12 protein-coding genes are annotated in these 15,938 nt (G+C 41.7%); 8 read left to right on the forward strand and 4 right to left on the reverse strand.

Going from position 1 to position 15,938, the window contains the following annotated elements:
• Window positions 1–1,077: a FecR family protein gene (locus tag FW757_RS12420; RefSeq protein WP_145233555.1), complete on the reverse strand. Its 1,077-nt coding sequence runs from the start codon at window positions 1,075–1,077 to the stop codon at window positions 1–3.
• Window positions 1,074–1,631, reverse strand: coding sequence for an RNA polymerase sigma factor (locus FW757_RS12425; RefSeq protein WP_446441276.1), 558 nt, complete (start codon window positions 1,629–1,631; stop codon window positions 1,074–1,076). The genes FW757_RS12420 and FW757_RS12425 overlap by 4 nt, the downstream gene beginning before the upstream one ends.
• A 484-nt stretch (window positions 1,632–2,115) precedes the next feature.
• On the opposite strand from FW757_RS12425, the gene FW757_RS12430 reads away from it, so the two are divergent.
• The 8 genes from FW757_RS12430 (at window position 2,116) to FW757_RS12465 (ending at window position 13,913) form a co-directional block, all read left to right on the forward strand.
• A complete protein-coding gene (locus FW757_RS12430; RefSeq protein WP_446441270.1) occupies window positions 2,116–3,312 on the forward strand; it encodes an efflux RND transporter periplasmic adaptor subunit in 1,197 nt (398 codons plus the stop codon).
• Between the two features lie 14 nt (window positions 3,313–3,326).
• A complete protein-coding gene (locus tag FW757_RS12435; protein WP_182718581.1) occupies window positions 3,327–6,500 on the forward strand; it encodes an efflux RND transporter permease subunit in 3,174 nt (1,057 codons plus the stop codon).
• A 123-nt stretch (window positions 6,501–6,623) separates the two neighbouring features.
• Complete coding sequence (locus tag FW757_RS12440; protein ID WP_149982437.1) at window positions 6,624–7,256, forward strand: PilZ domain-containing protein; 633 nt, start codon at window positions 6,624–6,626, stop codon at window positions 7,254–7,256.
• 87 nt (window positions 7,257–7,343) lie between these two features.
• Window positions 7,344–8,399, forward strand: a complete 1,056-nt coding sequence (locus FW757_RS12445; RefSeq protein ID WP_182718580.1) for an agmatine deiminase family protein — start codon at window positions 7,344–7,346, stop codon at window positions 8,397–8,399.
• Complete coding sequence (locus tag FW757_RS12450; RefSeq protein WP_145233544.1) at window positions 8,396–9,289, forward strand: carbon-nitrogen hydrolase; 894 nt, start codon at window positions 8,396–8,398, stop codon at window positions 9,287–9,289. Before FW757_RS12445 ends, FW757_RS12450 begins: the two co-directional genes overlap by 4 nt.
• Window positions 9,290–9,333: 44 nt before the next feature.
• A complete protein-coding gene (mfd, locus tag FW757_RS12455; protein ID WP_182718579.1) occupies window positions 9,334–12,807 on the forward strand; it encodes a transcription-repair coupling factor in 3,474 nt (1,157 codons plus the stop codon).
• Complete coding sequence (locus tag FW757_RS12460) at window positions 12,807–13,643, forward strand: peptidoglycan binding protein CsiV (RefSeq protein WP_182718578.1); 837 nt, start codon at window positions 12,807–12,809, stop codon at window positions 13,641–13,643. The genes mfd and FW757_RS12460 overlap by 1 nt, the downstream gene beginning before the upstream one ends.
• 18 nt (window positions 13,644–13,661) lie before the next feature.
• On the forward strand, window positions 13,662–13,913 hold the full coding sequence (locus FW757_RS12465; protein WP_149982381.1) for a DUF3862 domain-containing protein: 252 nt from the start codon (window positions 13,662–13,664) through the stop codon (window positions 13,911–13,913).
• A gap of 49 nt (window positions 13,914–13,962) precedes the next feature.
• Here FW757_RS12465 and FW757_RS12470 read toward each other — a convergent pair whose 3' ends face one another.
• Both FW757_RS12470 and FW757_RS12475 read right to left on the reverse strand, forming a co-directional pair.
• A complete protein-coding gene (locus FW757_RS12470; protein WP_149982382.1) occupies window positions 13,963–14,511 on the reverse strand; it encodes an HPP family protein in 549 nt (182 codons plus the stop codon).
• A 70-nt stretch (window positions 14,512–14,581) separates the two neighbouring features.
• Window positions 14,582–15,937: a hypothetical protein gene (locus tag FW757_RS12475; RefSeq protein WP_182718577.1), complete on the reverse strand. Its 1,356-nt coding sequence runs from the start codon at window positions 15,935–15,937 to the stop codon at window positions 14,582–14,584.
• Window position 15,938: the final 1 nt, after the last annotated feature.

The following is a 15,938-nucleotide window of genomic DNA, read 5'->3' on the forward strand; positions in this document are numbered from 1 at the left end:
TTAGCTGTGATCACCGTGTTTTAGGCTTACGATATGTTCACCTAAACGTTCATGCTCAATGGCTAAATTGATGCGCAGGCTATCAAGTAAACCGATAATATCACCGGCTTTAAACACCCCAGCCACTTTTAAAGAAGCTAATGCAGGATCAGCAAGTTCAAAACGCGTTGCGGTATAGCGACTCACTTCTTGCAGTGCTTCGCTTAACGACTCGCCATTAAAAATTAGCATACCTTGTTGCCATGCCAGATCCCGTTGTACATCATCTTGTGTTAACCGTTTGATTGGCTTAGTAATGCTTTCTTTAATTAATGCTTTTTCGCCAGAGATAACAATACTAGCATTAATTTTTTTCACACTGTCGGTATCATTACTAGCACTTTGCAATTGAACAAAATCATCAGCATTTACTGCAACCGAAGGATCCGTGATCATCACTTTACCCTCAGTAACAACCAACTCAAGATCCGATGCTGCATTACGTTGGACATTAAAAACAGTCCCCAGTGCGGTAAATGACTTATCGCCCGCCATCACCGTAAATGGACGTGCGGCATCTTTAGCAACATTAAAACGCCCTTCGCCTCGACTTAAAATCAGTTGTCGGCGGTTTTTTGTATACGCAACTTCTAATAAGCTATTGGTATTTAATTGCACTATCGTACTATCTGGTAGCACAAACGTTGCTTGCTCACCGACTTTAGTACGGTAAATTTTACTGTACTTGGCTTGTTCTTGTGGTGTTGTTGGCCACTGTTCAATACCAACAAATATAAAGCTGGCAACTAGCAATGCGGCAAAGACACTTGCCGCAATCGAAAAATTAATTTCTCTGCGGGCAGGCTTATTGATGCTATTTTTATTGGGAAATAAGCTACTCAACTCATTTAATACGCTCAGTTCATCCCATAACTGGGCTAACTCAAATACCGCATCTTGATGAGCTTTATTTTGTTGCACCCAGTGCTGAAATTGCATACGTTCTTGCTTTGATAAGCCCCTATCCATAGCACTTATCCAACGACTGGCATCTGCTTGAATAGCATCTTTAGACGAAAATTGATGAATATTACTCATTTTCCCACCCTCCTGGCAGGTTCAATAGTGGCACTGCTGTGCTCACCTAAGTGCTCATGTTGCTGCATGTAGCGCATAGATTGTAACAGACCTTTGGCAATATGTTTTTCAACCGTACTTTCACTTAACTTCATTTGCGCTGCGATTTCTTTTTGGCTCATGCCATATACTTTCTTTAAAATAAAACATTTTCGCACTGGCTGGCTTAGTTGCTCAGTAGCACGGCAAAACAATAAAAAGCGCTCTTTTGAGGTCACTTCATCCTCAAGCTGCATAGATCTCAACGACTGCTGATAATCATCAGAGGTATCTAATGAATCGCAATGCTGATTATCCCATTTAGCAATGTGGTTAAGCGCCAAATGCTTAGCAGTCTTTAGCATATAACTGCGTGTATATTTAATATCTTGTTTTAAATCAGCCTGATAGCTCTTAACAAAGGTTTCTTGTACGATATCTTCCACGTCATCTGGTTGTACAATCCGCGAAACAAAACGTCGCAACTGTGAAGACAGATCAATAAATGTTGTAGATAATGTCGGCTTGCGCGTCATTATTAACTTTACCATTGCTATTATTATTACGCCTAGGGTACGAGTTTTAGCGCCAATTACAAGGCAATTTGTTAATTTTGTGGTTATTAAAGCCGTTTCGCTAACAAAGCACTTACAGCACGTCATAATTAAGCTATTGTCATACAAAATAATGACTTCATTACTTTATAAACAGCTTTATTGCGGGGCGCATAAAAGCGCTCAATTATTCAGTTATTAAACTAAATTACGCTTTAAAAACCGCGGTTGCTGCGACTTGGTTCATATAGCCCTAATATGTTCTACACTATTTAAAATGCAATGAAAAAAATAAACACCAGCATATACCTGTAAAAATTTTAGGTATACACTCGTATTTAACTAAGCTAAATGGATTAAGCACCACGTAAGTCAAGCTGATGATAAAATCAACAGAATGTCATGCTATTAGCTTATAAAATGTTACATATTATTTATACTTAACAATTGGAACTGTGGAGTAACCATGCGTCTGTCTTTCGCACCATCAAAATTATCTTTATTCTTATTTACCTCGGCTTCGTTGTTTCTACAAGGTTGTAGTGAAGCACCTAAAGCCGAACAAGCAGCAATGCACCCAGCAGCTGTTGCAACAACCATAGCAACCTATGAGGATGCCCCATTCACTATTGAACTACCGGCAACCTTATCAGGCTCTAAAGAAGTTCAAGTACGTGCCAGAGTAACGGGGATCCTAGAATCTCGTAACTTTGATGAAGGCCAGACAGTTAAGCAAGGGCAGTCACTTTTCACTATAGATTTAGCCCCCTATCAATTGGCGGTTGAAAGCGCGCAAGCAGCTCTTAATGGTGCAAAAGCATCTTTAGTACAAGCCGAACGTGAAGTGAAACGATTAGCCAAACTACGTGCTGAGAAATCAGTCTCACAACGGGATTATGATAACGCCAGCTCCACCCAAGATATTGCTAACACGACGTTAGAGGCCGCGAAAGTTGCATTAAAAGAAGCCCAACTGAATTTAGAATATGCGCAAGTAAAAGCACCTGTCGCTGGGGTGGTGGGCCGTGAATTTGTGTCGGTAGGTACTTTTGTATCAGGTCCCGATCTATTATTAACGCAAATTACCCAGTTTGATCCTATTCGTTTACGATTTGGTATTTCTGAGCGTGAACAATTACAAATGCGTCAAGATGTCGCAAATGGCTCTTTAACGCTGCCAGAAAAAGGTCAGTGGCACACGAGCATTAAATTACAAGACGGTTCACTCTCCAATAAAAGTGGCAAAGTTAACTTCTCTGATGTACGTATTAATCCAAATACCGGCACCAGCGAACTACAAGCAATTATCCCCAACACTGATTTTGAACTTCGCCCAGGTCAATTTGTGCGAGTGATGTTAAGTGGTGCGGTACGCAAAAATGCATTTGTAATACCACAACGTGCGGTACTTGATAATGGCACTGGTAAATTTGTTTATGTAGTCGCTAAAAATGAACAAGGCGGCACGATTGCGCGCCCAGCTCCCGTTGAAGTAGGTGAGTGGATCCAAAAGCCAGATAATCAAGGTGATAAAAACTTTTGGTTGATTAAATCAGGCATACAGCAAGGCGATGAAGTGATCATCGATGGTATGGCAAAGATTTTCTTTCCAGGCATGCCAGTGGCCGTTAACAATGCAACAAACAACGTAAGCGCAGAATAGGCGCAGGGAGTTTTATGTTTTCTCGTTATTTTATCGACAGACCTATTTTTGCGTTTGTGATCTCAATTGTTATTGTGCTGGCGGGCCTGGCTGCCATGCGCAGCTTGCCGATCGCCCAATACCCTGAAATTGCCCCACCCGTTGTGCAAGTGACAGCAGCCTATCCGGGTGCGTCGGCTGAAGTACTCGAACAAACCGTAGCCGCGCCGATTGAAAATGCGATTACCGGTGTTGAAGGCATGATGTATATGTCTTCAACCTCGACCAGCTCTGGTGCAACAACCATTGAAATAACGTTTGAAATTGGCACCGATATTGACCAAGCAGCAGTTAACGTCAATAACCGTGTAAAGCAAGTTGAAGCTCGTTTACCTGAAGAAACACGGCGCCAAGGCGTGGTGGTGCAAAAAGGTTCATCGAGTTTTTTGCAAGTTCATGCGTTTTATTCACCGGACGGCACTCGTGATAGTCTATGGACTTCAAACTATGTCACCCTGAATATTTTAGACCGTATTAAACGTGTTCCTGGTACAACGAGTGTACAAATTTTTGGTGCGAAAGATTACGCCATGCGTATTTGGCTGCGCCCTGATGTAATGAGTCAGCTCGGTGTTACTGTTGAAGAAGTCGCAGGGGCAGTTCGCAGCCAAAACTCTCAATATGCAGCCGGTTCGATTGGTGCAACCCCCACTTCACAATCAGCGCAAGAGCTGGTTTACAGTGTTACCGCTCAAGGGCGTTTATCAGAGCCTGAACAATTTGAAGAAATCATTATTCGTTCAAACCTTGATGGCAGTAGCTTACGTTTAAAAGACATTGCCCGTGTTGAACTTGGTGCAAAAGATTATAACTTCAGAGGCACTATCAACGGCAAAGAAGCTGTACTATTAGGTATTTTCCTACAACCTGGTGCCAATGCACTTGATGTAGCAGCAGAAGTTAATGGCGTATTAGCAGAGTTAACTCAGCAATTTCCCACTGGACTTGCTCACTTAAATTCGTACGATACCACCCGTTTTGTTGAAGTCTCGATCCGCGAAGTAGTGAAAACACTACTTGAAGCAATGGTACTGGTTTTCTTAGTGGTGTTCTTATTTTTACAAAATTGGCGCGCCACACTGATCCCAACTCTTGCCGTACCGGTGTCATTACTTGGTACGTTTGCTGGCATGTATATGCTTGGTTATTCTATTAACTCATTGACTTTATTTGGTATGGTACTGTCTATTGGTATCGTAGTGGATGACGCCATAGTGGTACTTGAAAACGTAGAGCGTATCATGCACGAAGAGCATGTGAGCGCCCATGAAGCCGCAATAAAAGCGATGAAAGAAGTATCAGGACCTGTTGTTGCTATTGTTCTAGTACTTTGCTCAGTGTTTGTGCCAATTGCATTTCTAGGTGGCTTAACTGGCGAACTATTCCGTCAGTTTGCGATCACCATTTCAATTGCTGTGAGCTTATCTGGCATAGTTGCACTAACAATGACCCCTGCTTTATGTGTGCTTATTTTAAAACAAGAGCATAAACAAACCGCAAGCTTCTTTTTATGGTTCAACCGTGTATTTACTAAAATAACCAGTAAGTATGTGGGTGCTGTTGGTTTTATGGTGCGCCGAGGAGCATTAGGTTTATTGCTGATGATTGGTATGGTGTCAATTACCATTGGCCTTTGGAAAAGCACTCCAGGTTCATTAGTGCCTGATGAAGACCAAGGCTACTATATTTCAGCTATTTTCTTACCTGACGGCTCATCCCTTGAGCGTACAGAAAAAGTAGTGGCTGAAGTTATTAGCGCCGTACAATCTAATCCTGCCAATGAAAATGTGGTGGCATTTACAGGCTTTGATTTTATTGGCGGCGGTTATAAAAACAGTGCAGCCACCTTATTCGTCACCCAAAAACATTGGGATGAACGAGAGGTTGATACTAAAAGTTTGGTTAATGAGCTGTTTATGAAAACTGCGCATATCAACGAAGCACTTGTTTTAGCGTTTAACCCCCCTGCTATTTTTGGTTTAGGGAGCACTGGCGGATTTGAATTTTATATTCAAAACAAAGGCGCAGGTGGCCCAGAAAAACTGCAACAAGCCATGGGTTTAATGATGGCTGAAGCACAAAAAAGCCCTATTTTAAGTGGCCTACAAACGTTGTGGCGACCAAATGCACCGCAACTTAAAGTTGATGTAGATCGTGAACAAGCCCGCGCAATGGGCATTGAAATTGACGATGCATTTACAGCCCTTGCCGGTACACTGGGTACTTATTATGTGAACGACTTCAATAAGTTTGGCCGAGCTTGGCAAGTACTCATGTCAGCAGAAGCTGAATTTAGAATGAAGCCTGATGACATTGGACGAATTTATGTAAAAAACAGTCAAGGTACTATGGTCCCTATGTCTGCGTTTACGAATATTGAATATAGCCGCGGACCAGAAAATCTAAATCGTTATAATAACTTGCCTGCGGTAAAACTGCTCGGTAATGCTGCACCCGGTTACAGCTCTGGCCAAGCAATTGCTGAAGTTGAACGTATTGCAAAAGCAGTATTACCACCGGATATGACCTACGACTGGACCGGCTCTGCGTATCAAGAAAAACGCAGCTCAGGTACCACAGGAATTGCTTTAGGCCTTGCGGTGATCATGGTTTTCTTAATCCTTGCAGCACTATATGAGCGTTGGTCATTGCCACTATCGGTGATGCTAGCATTGCCATTTGGAACCTTTGGCGCATTGATATCAATCTGGTTAGTAGGCATGACTAACGATGTGTACTTCCAAATCGGCTTAGTGACCTTACTTGGTTTAGCCAGTAAAAATGCCATTTTGATTGTCGAATACGCATTGATGAAACATCAACAAGGTTGGAGCGCAAGCGCTGCAGCACTTGAAGCTGCCCGCCTTCGATTTAGACCCATCATCATGACTTCGATGGCCTTTATTTTAGGTGTAGTGCCATTAGTATTGAGCTCAGGCGCCGGTGCAGGTGCACGTCATAGCGTTGGTACTGGCGTTATGGGCGGCATGATGGCAGCAACCTTCCTTGCCGTGTTCTTTGTACCACTGTTCTTTTATTGGTTAACTGAGCGCAAACTTACTGAAAAACGCTCGCGAGCAGATTTATCCGATGAAATTGCAAGCCACCACAAGCGTGAACATGTCGACACCCAAGAGGGTAATTTATGATTTAAGCTCAGCTACAAAAATATAAGGGCAAACAGTGGTTTGCCCTTTTTTATGGTAATTTGATAACTAGCAATTTTATACTGTCGGCGCTACTATTAAACTATTGCGTCGAGGAGCCTTATGATGAATAGTGAAAAATTAACCGAGTTTGAGCAGTACTTTCAGATTGATGAAAGTAATCGAGTAAATTTATTTGCTGTTGACGATAGCAAAGTGCCTACTACTTTAGCGCAACTAGAAGCAGATATCCCACCGTTATTTAAATTGGCCAATGAGGTTAGTGAATTAGAGCAAAGCTCGTTAAGACCATTGCGTAGCCTTGGTGATTTGGCACAAGAACTTGCCGTATTTTTACAAGCACAATCGCGTAAAATCGACTTGATCATGAGCCATATATTGGCCTCAGAGCAGCCCGAAGATAACGCTATTTATTGTGATAGCTACGGCGGTGGCGGTGTCAAACTAACCGATACAAAAGTCTACTCTATTGGCCAAGCATTTCGCACTAAATTATTTTTACAGCATGAAGCCTCTGCTATTTATTGTTACACCGAGGTAGTTGCGGTTAATAAGATTGACGATGAACACTACCAATACACCCTACTTTTTAAAGCCATCCGCGATACTGATCAAGAACTTGTGGTACGTGCTAGTTTACATGCACAAACCAGACAACTGAAAAAGCGTCAGCTGCTGCAACATGAAAGCGATAACTTTGATAACCAAGACACAACAGAGCCAACAAAACCAGAATAATATAGATACTAGCAACCCTCATTTTGAAGTGGCTTGGCTATAGTTGAAATGCTAAACTAATAGCACCTTTGTTTGTTTATTAAATTCATGAACTTTAGACTTTTACCCGAATGGGCTGAGCAAGACGCCGTTATGCTCACTTGGCCACACCAAGCCACTGATTGGTGCGACAATTTAACCGCTGTAGAGCCTGTATACGTGCAATTATGTCAGCATATTTGTAATGCAGAGCAATTAGTGATCATCGCTCATGATGAAGCCTTAAAAACACACATTAGCCAATTATTGCGCAACAACGCTGTTGATTTGAGCCGCGTGCATTTTGTTGTTACTCCCTGTAACGATACGTGGGCACGTGATCATGGCCCATTAACCTGCGCCGCAGTTGCTGATAATAGCCAACTAAAAATTGTTGATTTTATCTTTAATGGCTGGGGTAATAAATTTACCAGTGAATTAGATAATAAAATTAATGCGGTACTGGTTAAACAACTTGCCGATACGCGCAATCAATACCAAGCGCTTGATTTAGTTCTTGAAGGTGGCGGTGTAGAGATTGATCAACACGGTGTACTATTGACCACCAGTGAATGTTTGCTTAATCCAAATCGTAATCCAAATCTAACCCAACAAGACATTGAACAGTGCTTGCGTGAACAACTTGGCGCCACCGACTTTTTATGGGTTGATCATGGCTATTTAGCCGGTGACGATACCGACAGTCATATCGACACTTTAGTGCGTTTTGCGCCTAATGATACCTTAGTGTATGTAAAGTGTGATGATAAAAATGACCAACACTTCAGCGCTCTTGATGCCATGGAAAAGCAGTTACAAGGTTTTAAAACAACAACAGGTAAACCTTATACCTTAATTGATTTACCATGGCCAAAAGCCGTATTTAATGATGATGGCGACAGGTTACCTGCCACCTACGCAAATTATTTAATCATTAATGGAGCTGTACTTGTGCCTATTTATGCTGATGCCAATGACGAATTAGCCTTAGCACAAATTCAAACGGCCTACCCTGAGCATCAAATAATAGGCGTAAACTGCTTACCAATTATTCATCAATTTGGTAGTTTACACTGCATTACTATGCAATTACCCCGTGGATTTTTAGCTGGAGCATCATTATGAGCAGCCCTGCAAATTTAACCGTTGCCTTAGTGCAGCAAAGTAACAGTGATAATGCCGCACAAAACATGGCAAAATCAATTGCCGGTATTCGCGATGCCGCAAGCCAAGGCGCACAACTGGTGGTGTTACAAGAATTACATCGCAGTCTGTACTTTTGTCAAACCGAAGATGTTGATGTATTTGATTTGGCAGAGACTATTCCTGGCCCAAGTAGCGACACTTTAGCTGAGCTTGCAAAAGAATTAAGCATTGTTATTGTTGCCTCTTTATTTGAAAAACGTGCCACAGGGCTTTATCACAATACTGCGGTAGTGCTTGAAAAAGACGGCACAATTGCGGGTAAATACCGTAAAATGCATATCCCTGACGATCCAGGCTTTTACGAAAAGTTTTATTTCACTCCGGGTGATTTAGGTTTCGAACCAATTCAAACTTCTGTCGGCAAACTTGGTGTCTTAGTGTGTTGGGATCAATGGTTTCCAGAGGCTGCGCGTTTAATGGCAATGGCCGGTGCTGAACTATTAATTTACCCAACCGCAATTGGCTGGGATCCACGTGATGACGAAGGCGAGAAAACACGTCAAAAAGATGCGTGGGTAATATCGCAACGCGCACATGCGGTTGCCAATGGCGTACCCGTGATTAGTTGTAATCGTGTCGGTCATGAAAGTGATCCAAGTGGTCAAAGTGAAGGTATTCAATTTTGGGGTAACTCGTTTATAGCGGGTCCTCAAGGTGAACTGCTAGCAGAAGCCAACAACACTGATGAGCAACTGTTACTTGTTGAACTTGATCAAAAGCGTTCTGAAAATGTAAGACGCATTTGGCCGTACCTACGCGACCGTCGTATAGATCATTACCACGATTTAACCAAAATATATCGCGATTAAGAATAAATTAGCGCCTCAGTTGAGGCGCATTAAAGGAGTAGTAAATGGCGTTTGCGCAATGGGCAGCCTTGCCTTGGGTAAAATCTCAAAAAGATAAAATTCAATGGGGGCAACTCACTGGCAGTGGTTTAAGTATTGCCATTGCACAAGGAGTTAAACAACAAGCTGGCTTAGTGCTTATTGTTACCCCTGATACACCCAGTGCATTGCGCCTTGAAACAGAGTTGGAGTGCTTGCTCCCCGAGCATCCAGTAATGATATTCCCTGATTGGGAAACGTTGCCTTACGATCATTTCTCACCCCATCAAGATATAATTTCATCGCGCTTAGCCACCTTAAATACTTTAAAAAAAGAACAACAAAGTGTATTAATTGTGCCTGTGTCTACCTTGATGCTACGTACCGCCCCTGCTTCGTTTATTTATGGTTCAACCATTAATTTTAAAGTCGGTGATATTCTCGATACCCACAAACTTCGCAGTAACTTAGAGCAAGCAGGCTATTTACATGTGCAACAAGTCATGGAGCATGGTGAATACGCCATTCGTGGCTCGATTGTTGATTTATACCCAATGGGCAGTCCGCATCCATTTAGACTCGATTTTCTTGATGACGAACTTGATACCATTCGTTTATTTGATGTTGAAAGCCAACGCTCGGATGAAAAAGTCGATAAAATTGAATTACTACCTGCTCATGAGTTCCCTACCAACGAAGCCGATGTTGAACGATTTAGAATAAACTACCGTGAAAAATTTGGTGCCAGCTCATCGCAAGATTCCGTGTATATGCAAGTGACCAAAGGCAATTGGCCTGCTGGTATCGAATATTATATGCCGCTGTTTTTTGAGCAATTAGCCACTATCTTTGATTACCTGCCAGATACTGCAACAGTGATGCAACTGGGAGATTTAGAAGATGCTGCGGAGCATTTTTGGCATGATATTAATGTGCGTTATGAAAACCGTCGAGTCGATCCACTGCGCCCGTTACTTGAGCCAGTTGCACTTTATCAACCCATTAATGAACTGTTTGAAAATTTAGGCAACTTTGCTCGCATTCGGTTATCGCAAGCAAAACTCGCGACAAAAGCAGGCAATAAAAATCTAGTCACCAGCGAGTTACCCGCAATACGCATTGATCATAAACTACATGAACCCTATCAAGCATTTATAAATTATGTAGCAGCGCAAAAGAAACAAAAAGGCCGTATCTTACTGTCAGTAGAATCCGATGGTCGCCGTGAATCTCTGCTCGCTATACTTAAACCCAGTGGCTTAAAGTTTAAAGAGTTTTCATCATTCGATGAATTTGTAAATAGTAGTAGCGATGTTGGCTTAATTGTCAGCCCACTAGAACAAAGTGTGGTACTTGGTACAAAGCCCGCATTATCCATTGTTACTGAACAAGAATTACTTGGCATTAAAGTATCGCAGCGTCGCCGTCGTAAACATAAATACGAAGCTAGCCAAGATGCGCTCATCCGTAACTTAGCTGAACTTAAAGTTGGCCAACCGATTGTACACTTGGATCATGGTGTAGGCCGCTACCAAGGTCTGCAAACGATTGATGCGGCGGGACTGATCACTGAGTTTGTAACCATTACCTATGCCAATGAAGCAAAGTTGTATGTGCCAGTGTCAGCCCTGCATATGCTCAGTCGTTATTCTGGTGGCGAAGAAGCCAGTGCACCGCTGCATAAACTGGGATCTGATGCTTGGGAAAAAGCGAAAAAACGCGCGGCGGAAAAGGTACGTGATGTGGCCGCTGAATTACTCGATATTTACGCCCAGCGCCAAGCAAAACCGGGGAATGCCTTTAAACTTGATGGTGCTGCTTATCGCGTCTTTAGCGATGGGTTTCCATTTGAGGAAACTGACGATCAGCGTAACGCTATCGAAGCTGTGCTAGGTGATATGCAAAGTAAACAAGCAATGGATAGGTTAGTCTGTGGTGATGTAGGTTTTGGCAAAACTGAAGTTGCGATGCGCGCCGCCTTTGTTGCTGTAAACGACAATAAACAAGTAGCCGTTTTAGTACCAACTACCTTGCTTGCACAACAACACTTTGAAAACTTTAAAGATCGATTTGCCGACTTACCCATTGAAGTCGGTGTGCTGTCTCGCTTTAATTCACCTAAAGAACAAAAAGACACCCTAGAAAAAATGGCTAAAGGTACCTTGGACATCGTCATTGGTACTCACAAATTGATCCAAGCCGATATTATATTTAAAGATCTTGGCTTGCTCATTGTCGATGAAGAACACCGGTTTGGGGTACGTCAAAAAGAGAAGATAAAATCACTGCGTGCCGATGTTGACATTTTAACACTCACTGCAACACCTATCCCACGTACATTAAATATGGCCATGAGTGGTATGCGTGATCTTTCAATCATCGCTACCCCTCCTGCAAAACGCTTAGCGGTTAAAACATTTGTTCGTCAACGCGATGCAGATTTGATCAGAGAGGCGGTATTGCGGGAAATAAAGCGTGGTGGCCAAGTATACTTTTTACATAATAACGTTGAAACTATTGACCGCGTGGCAGAAGAAATTAGTGAATGGGTACCTGAAGCAAGCGTCGCTTCTGCCCATGGCCAAATGCGCGAACGTGATTTAGAACAACTGATGAGCGAATTTTACCACCAGAAATACAACGTACTCGTATGTACTACCATCATTGAAACGGGAATTGATATCCCCACAGCCAACACAATTATTATGGATAGAGCCGATAAACTAGGCTTGGCGCAGTTACATCAGTTACGGGGTCGAGTTGGTCGCAGCCATCATCAAGCTTATGCTTACTTATTAACGGGTAATCCTAAAGGGCTGTCGAAAGATGCTGTAAAACGCCTTGAAGCCATCGAGTCACTGGAAGATTTAGGTGCCGGTTTTGCACTCGCAACCCACGATTTAGAGATCCGTGGTGCTGGTGAGTTGCTTGGTGATGATCAATCAGGACAAATGCAGACCATCGGCTTTAGCTTATATATGGAAATGCTTGAGCAAGCTGTGAAATCTCTTCGTGAAGGCAAAGAGCCTACCCTTGATAACTTGCTACAACAACAAAGTGAAGTGGACTTAAAATTAGCCGCTTTACTGCCTGAAGATTATATTCACGATGTAAATGCGCGACTAGGTATTTACAAACGGGTTGCCAGCTGCGCTAACCTAGATGATATGGACGAATTACAAGTTGAGCTGATTGATCGCTTCGGCCTGCTGCCTGATGCAACTAAAAACCTATTTAGTTTGCAACAACTGAAACTCAAAGCCAGCGAATTAGGCATTAAAAAAATTGAAGCAAATCCAAAAGGTGGCTATTTTGAGTTTAGTCAACATACTAAGGTTAACCCTAGCTTCATTATAGGTTTGATACAAAGTGCACCTAAGGTGTATAAAATGGATGGTGCAAATAAGTTGCGCTTTGCGATCGATGAGGCGAATGCCCGCGAACGCTTAAAAATGGTCACTGCAATGATTGCAGATTTCGAAAAAAAGGTTAGCCATTAATGTTGCTTAAAAAATCTCTTATCCTATTGTGTTGTGTATTTAGTAGCACAGCATTTGCAGAACGTTGGTTTGAAGTAGAAGTACTGATATTCAAACAGCGCCCTGCCCCTTATTTGCAAGAGGATTTTAGCTTAGACAAAGAGCAAATTAAGGCCAAGCGTAGCGTTGATTTACTGACACCACTTTATACTGCGCAAGCTAAACAGGAGTGTATCAACGGCGACACTCGCTTTAATTCACAGTCATTAACCGATTCTGTGATTGGTGCCAATCGCTCTAATTTATGTGATGGCAGTATTGACTTCCTACACAGTTACTCAGCACTGCCACTTAGCCCAATAGCGCCTGTTAAAGACGATATGGAGCAAACCTACTTACTTGCTCCCGAACAGCTACAATTTATATCACAACAGCAAGAGCTGGCGCGAAAAGGACTCAAGCCTATACTTCATACAGGATGGCGTTTTGAAGGTGCGAGCCAATCTCGCTCTGAAAGCATTAAACTGTTTGGCGGTAAATTATTACGCGCACCTGTGATTACACAAACGCCACAGTATACAAATAATGACTTTATTAGTTTAGTCAACACCAATCAGAGCATAGCCCCAGTAGTTGAACAAGCTGCGGATCAATGGGAGCTAGACGGTAGCTTTAATATTTACTTGCGCCATTATTTATTTATAAACGCCAGTTTTGATGTGAATGAAAGACAAGCCAACGGTGAAATCCAACACGCTCGGTTCGCACAATTCAAACGTGTTATAAGTGGCGACATTCATTATTTTGACCATCCTAAAATGGGCATGATTGTACAAATTAGAAAATTCAAACACTAAATAAAGGAAGATGACCGAATGAAAAAGCTTTTAATTATTGCTGCAGCATTAAGCCTAGCAGCTTGCTCAAAAGTAAGCTTAGAGAACTACGAAAAAATCGAAATTGGCATGGATAAAACTGCAGTAGAAGCTATTTTAGGCAGTGCTGATAATTGTGTTGAAAAAACCCTACACACAAATTGTACATGGGGCGATGACAGTAAAAACATTGAAATAACCTTAGTGTCAAACAAAGTATCTTTGTACAGTAAAACTGGTTTAGAAAAATAAACCATTGCAGTAGGTAGTAACAAACTTACTACCTACTGACTTAATGTTATTACCACCAATAAACAGGATAATGACGTTTAGGATTGCGTGATAAATTATTAACTAGCAACCCAACTAACAGCATAATTGTCGTACCAAACAACACAGGGCTAAGCACATAGTAATAACCAAGCTGTTGTATACCATTACCACCAATAACCGCAATCAATGCAGTAGCGCCACCGGGAGGATGCAAAGTACGTGTTAAGTGCATAACTGCAACTGATAATGATACAGCCAAAGCACTTGCCAACATTAAATCAGCAGTTAGCAGTTTTGCCACAGTCACACCTACCAACGCGCTGAGAGCATGACCGCCAATAAGATTGCGCGGCTGAGAAAACTCCGCTAATGGCGCACCGTAAACAAGCACTGCAGTTGCACCTAAAGAACCAATTAAAAATAAATTAGTTAACGGATCAAACTGTAAACTTTTACCAATTATAGCAACCAAATAAATGCCCAAAAATGACCCAAGTAAAGACCACATAATTTTACTCATTGGTTTACGTGGTGGACATTGACTGGTTGCGGCCATCCTGGAAATCAGAAAGCGCATATCACTTCCCCTCAAGCTGTGTAAAATGAGGGAGATAATACCTGATAGATAAGAAAATCGACGACAACTTTTATTCCATTTCGCTATAAATAAGCTCAATACTAACAATTTTACTTCTATTTAAAGTGATTTTATAACGCTGATACTTTATCTCTTCGTCATTTTGATATGAAAGCACTACATTTAGTTGATAGCGCCGCTCCACACTCTGTTTAGATATTTTATTATTATCAATATGATACAGTTTACCTTCACCTTTTTTTAAGTTCCGCGCAAACGCCGCTAAACTAAATTGTAAGGTCTGTTGCAAGCTATCATAACCAGGTAAAAACTCTTTTGCATTAACCCGAATTTCACTGGCAAAGTGCAGCCATTGCGCTGCTTGTTTATTTTGTTGACGTCGTTTTGAAAATATTTTTCGTACATCCTCTGGAATATGTTTAAAGCGTGTATATTCAAGCCAGATGTATTGTGTAGCTATTTTATCTTTGGTTACACTATTTCGAAATTGAAACCGCCATTTTGGCCGCCCTTTCACAATAGCTCGCCAAATAACTCGTGTTATATCTTCTTTAAAAATTTCTCGCATCCCGTAAATAGCGCCCAAAATGATCACTAATGTTGCAGTCACTTCGGTAAATGAGATCCGCGCATTCAGAACCACAACCATAACAAGCGCCATTATAATCGCTGTAACGGTTCCTTTAACCAATCGTTTTAAATAACTATTAAGGTAACGAGTATTACGATTTAACACCACACCATGCTCAATCAAACGCTGTAAAAGACGCATCTTATTGGTGATCCGGTTTGCATCCTGAAGGGTTGATTCCGAGTTATATTGCAGCTCATGTCGATAATCTTGCTCGGCTTTACAAAAATTCATCAGATCATTACGCTCTTTCGCGTAATCACTGCTACGAGGCCCTTCGTCAAGTAATTTTAAAAACGACTGCTCAATATGCCAACTCAGATAGTTATCTGCATTGGTATAAAACGAGATCAGTTTTTCATCATCTGGTGTGTAACGCCTTAGTTTTTTAAGTAAGCTTTGACTTTGTTCACATAATTCAATAGCGCGCTGATAAAACTCATCAACTTCTTCAATCTTCAATGTATCTTTGATATCGGTATCAATCGCTAGGCGGACTTGATAACAATACAAATTGAGGTTTTGCCGATAGTCTTGTTGTTCACCTTTATTTTTACTAACAAAGCGGCTGCGCACTAAAGGTAAATGGATATTATTGGCGTTATACGCTAAATACGATTTGAAGTGGTTATTAAAATACGATTCTTCTGTTAACGTTTGCGGATTGATGCCCATTTCATTCGGAATAGAAAAATACATATCAATGCGCTGTTCAGAGCGCGGGCTCAATTCAGGTTCAATTATAAAGGATAAGTTTTCATCCTGTTTTAGCAAT

Source organism: Pseudoalteromonas sp. 1181_04 (assembly GCF_052850545.1).

Coding starts and splice junctions, on each gene's coding strand:
- FW757_RS12420 (WP_145233555.1), bottom strand. CDS start 1,077: ATGAGTAATATTCATCAATTTTCGTCTAAAGATGCTATTCAAGCAGAT.
- FW757_RS12425 (WP_446441276.1), bottom strand. CDS start 1,631: ATGACGCGCAAGCCGACATTATCTACAACATTTATTGATCTGTCTTCA.
- FW757_RS12430 (WP_446441270.1), top strand. CDS start 2,116: ATGCGTCTGTCTTTCGCACCATCAAAATTATCTTTATTCTTATTTACC.
- FW757_RS12435 (WP_182718581.1), top strand. CDS start 3,327: ATGTTTTCTCGTTATTTTATCGACAGACCTATTTTTGCGTTTGTGATC.
- FW757_RS12440 (WP_149982437.1), top strand. CDS start 6,624: ATGAATAGTGAAAAATTAACCGAGTTTGAGCAGTACTTTCAGATTGAT.
- FW757_RS12445 (WP_182718580.1), top strand. CDS start 7,344: ATGAACTTTAGACTTTTACCCGAATGGGCTGAGCAAGACGCCGTTATG.
- FW757_RS12450 (WP_145233544.1), top strand. CDS start 8,396: ATGAGCAGCCCTGCAAATTTAACCGTTGCCTTAGTGCAGCAAAGTAAC.
- mfd (WP_182718579.1), top strand. CDS start 9,334: ATGGCGTTTGCGCAATGGGCAGCCTTGCCTTGGGTAAAATCTCAAAAA.
- FW757_RS12460 (WP_182718578.1), top strand. CDS start 12,807: ATGTTGCTTAAAAAATCTCTTATCCTATTGTGTTGTGTATTTAGTAGC.
- FW757_RS12465 (WP_149982381.1), top strand. CDS start 13,662: ATGAAAAAGCTTTTAATTATTGCTGCAGCATTAAGCCTAGCAGCTTGC.
- FW757_RS12470 (WP_149982382.1), bottom strand. CDS start 14,511: ATGCGCTTTCTGATTTCCAGGATGGCCGCAACCAGTCAATGTCCACCA.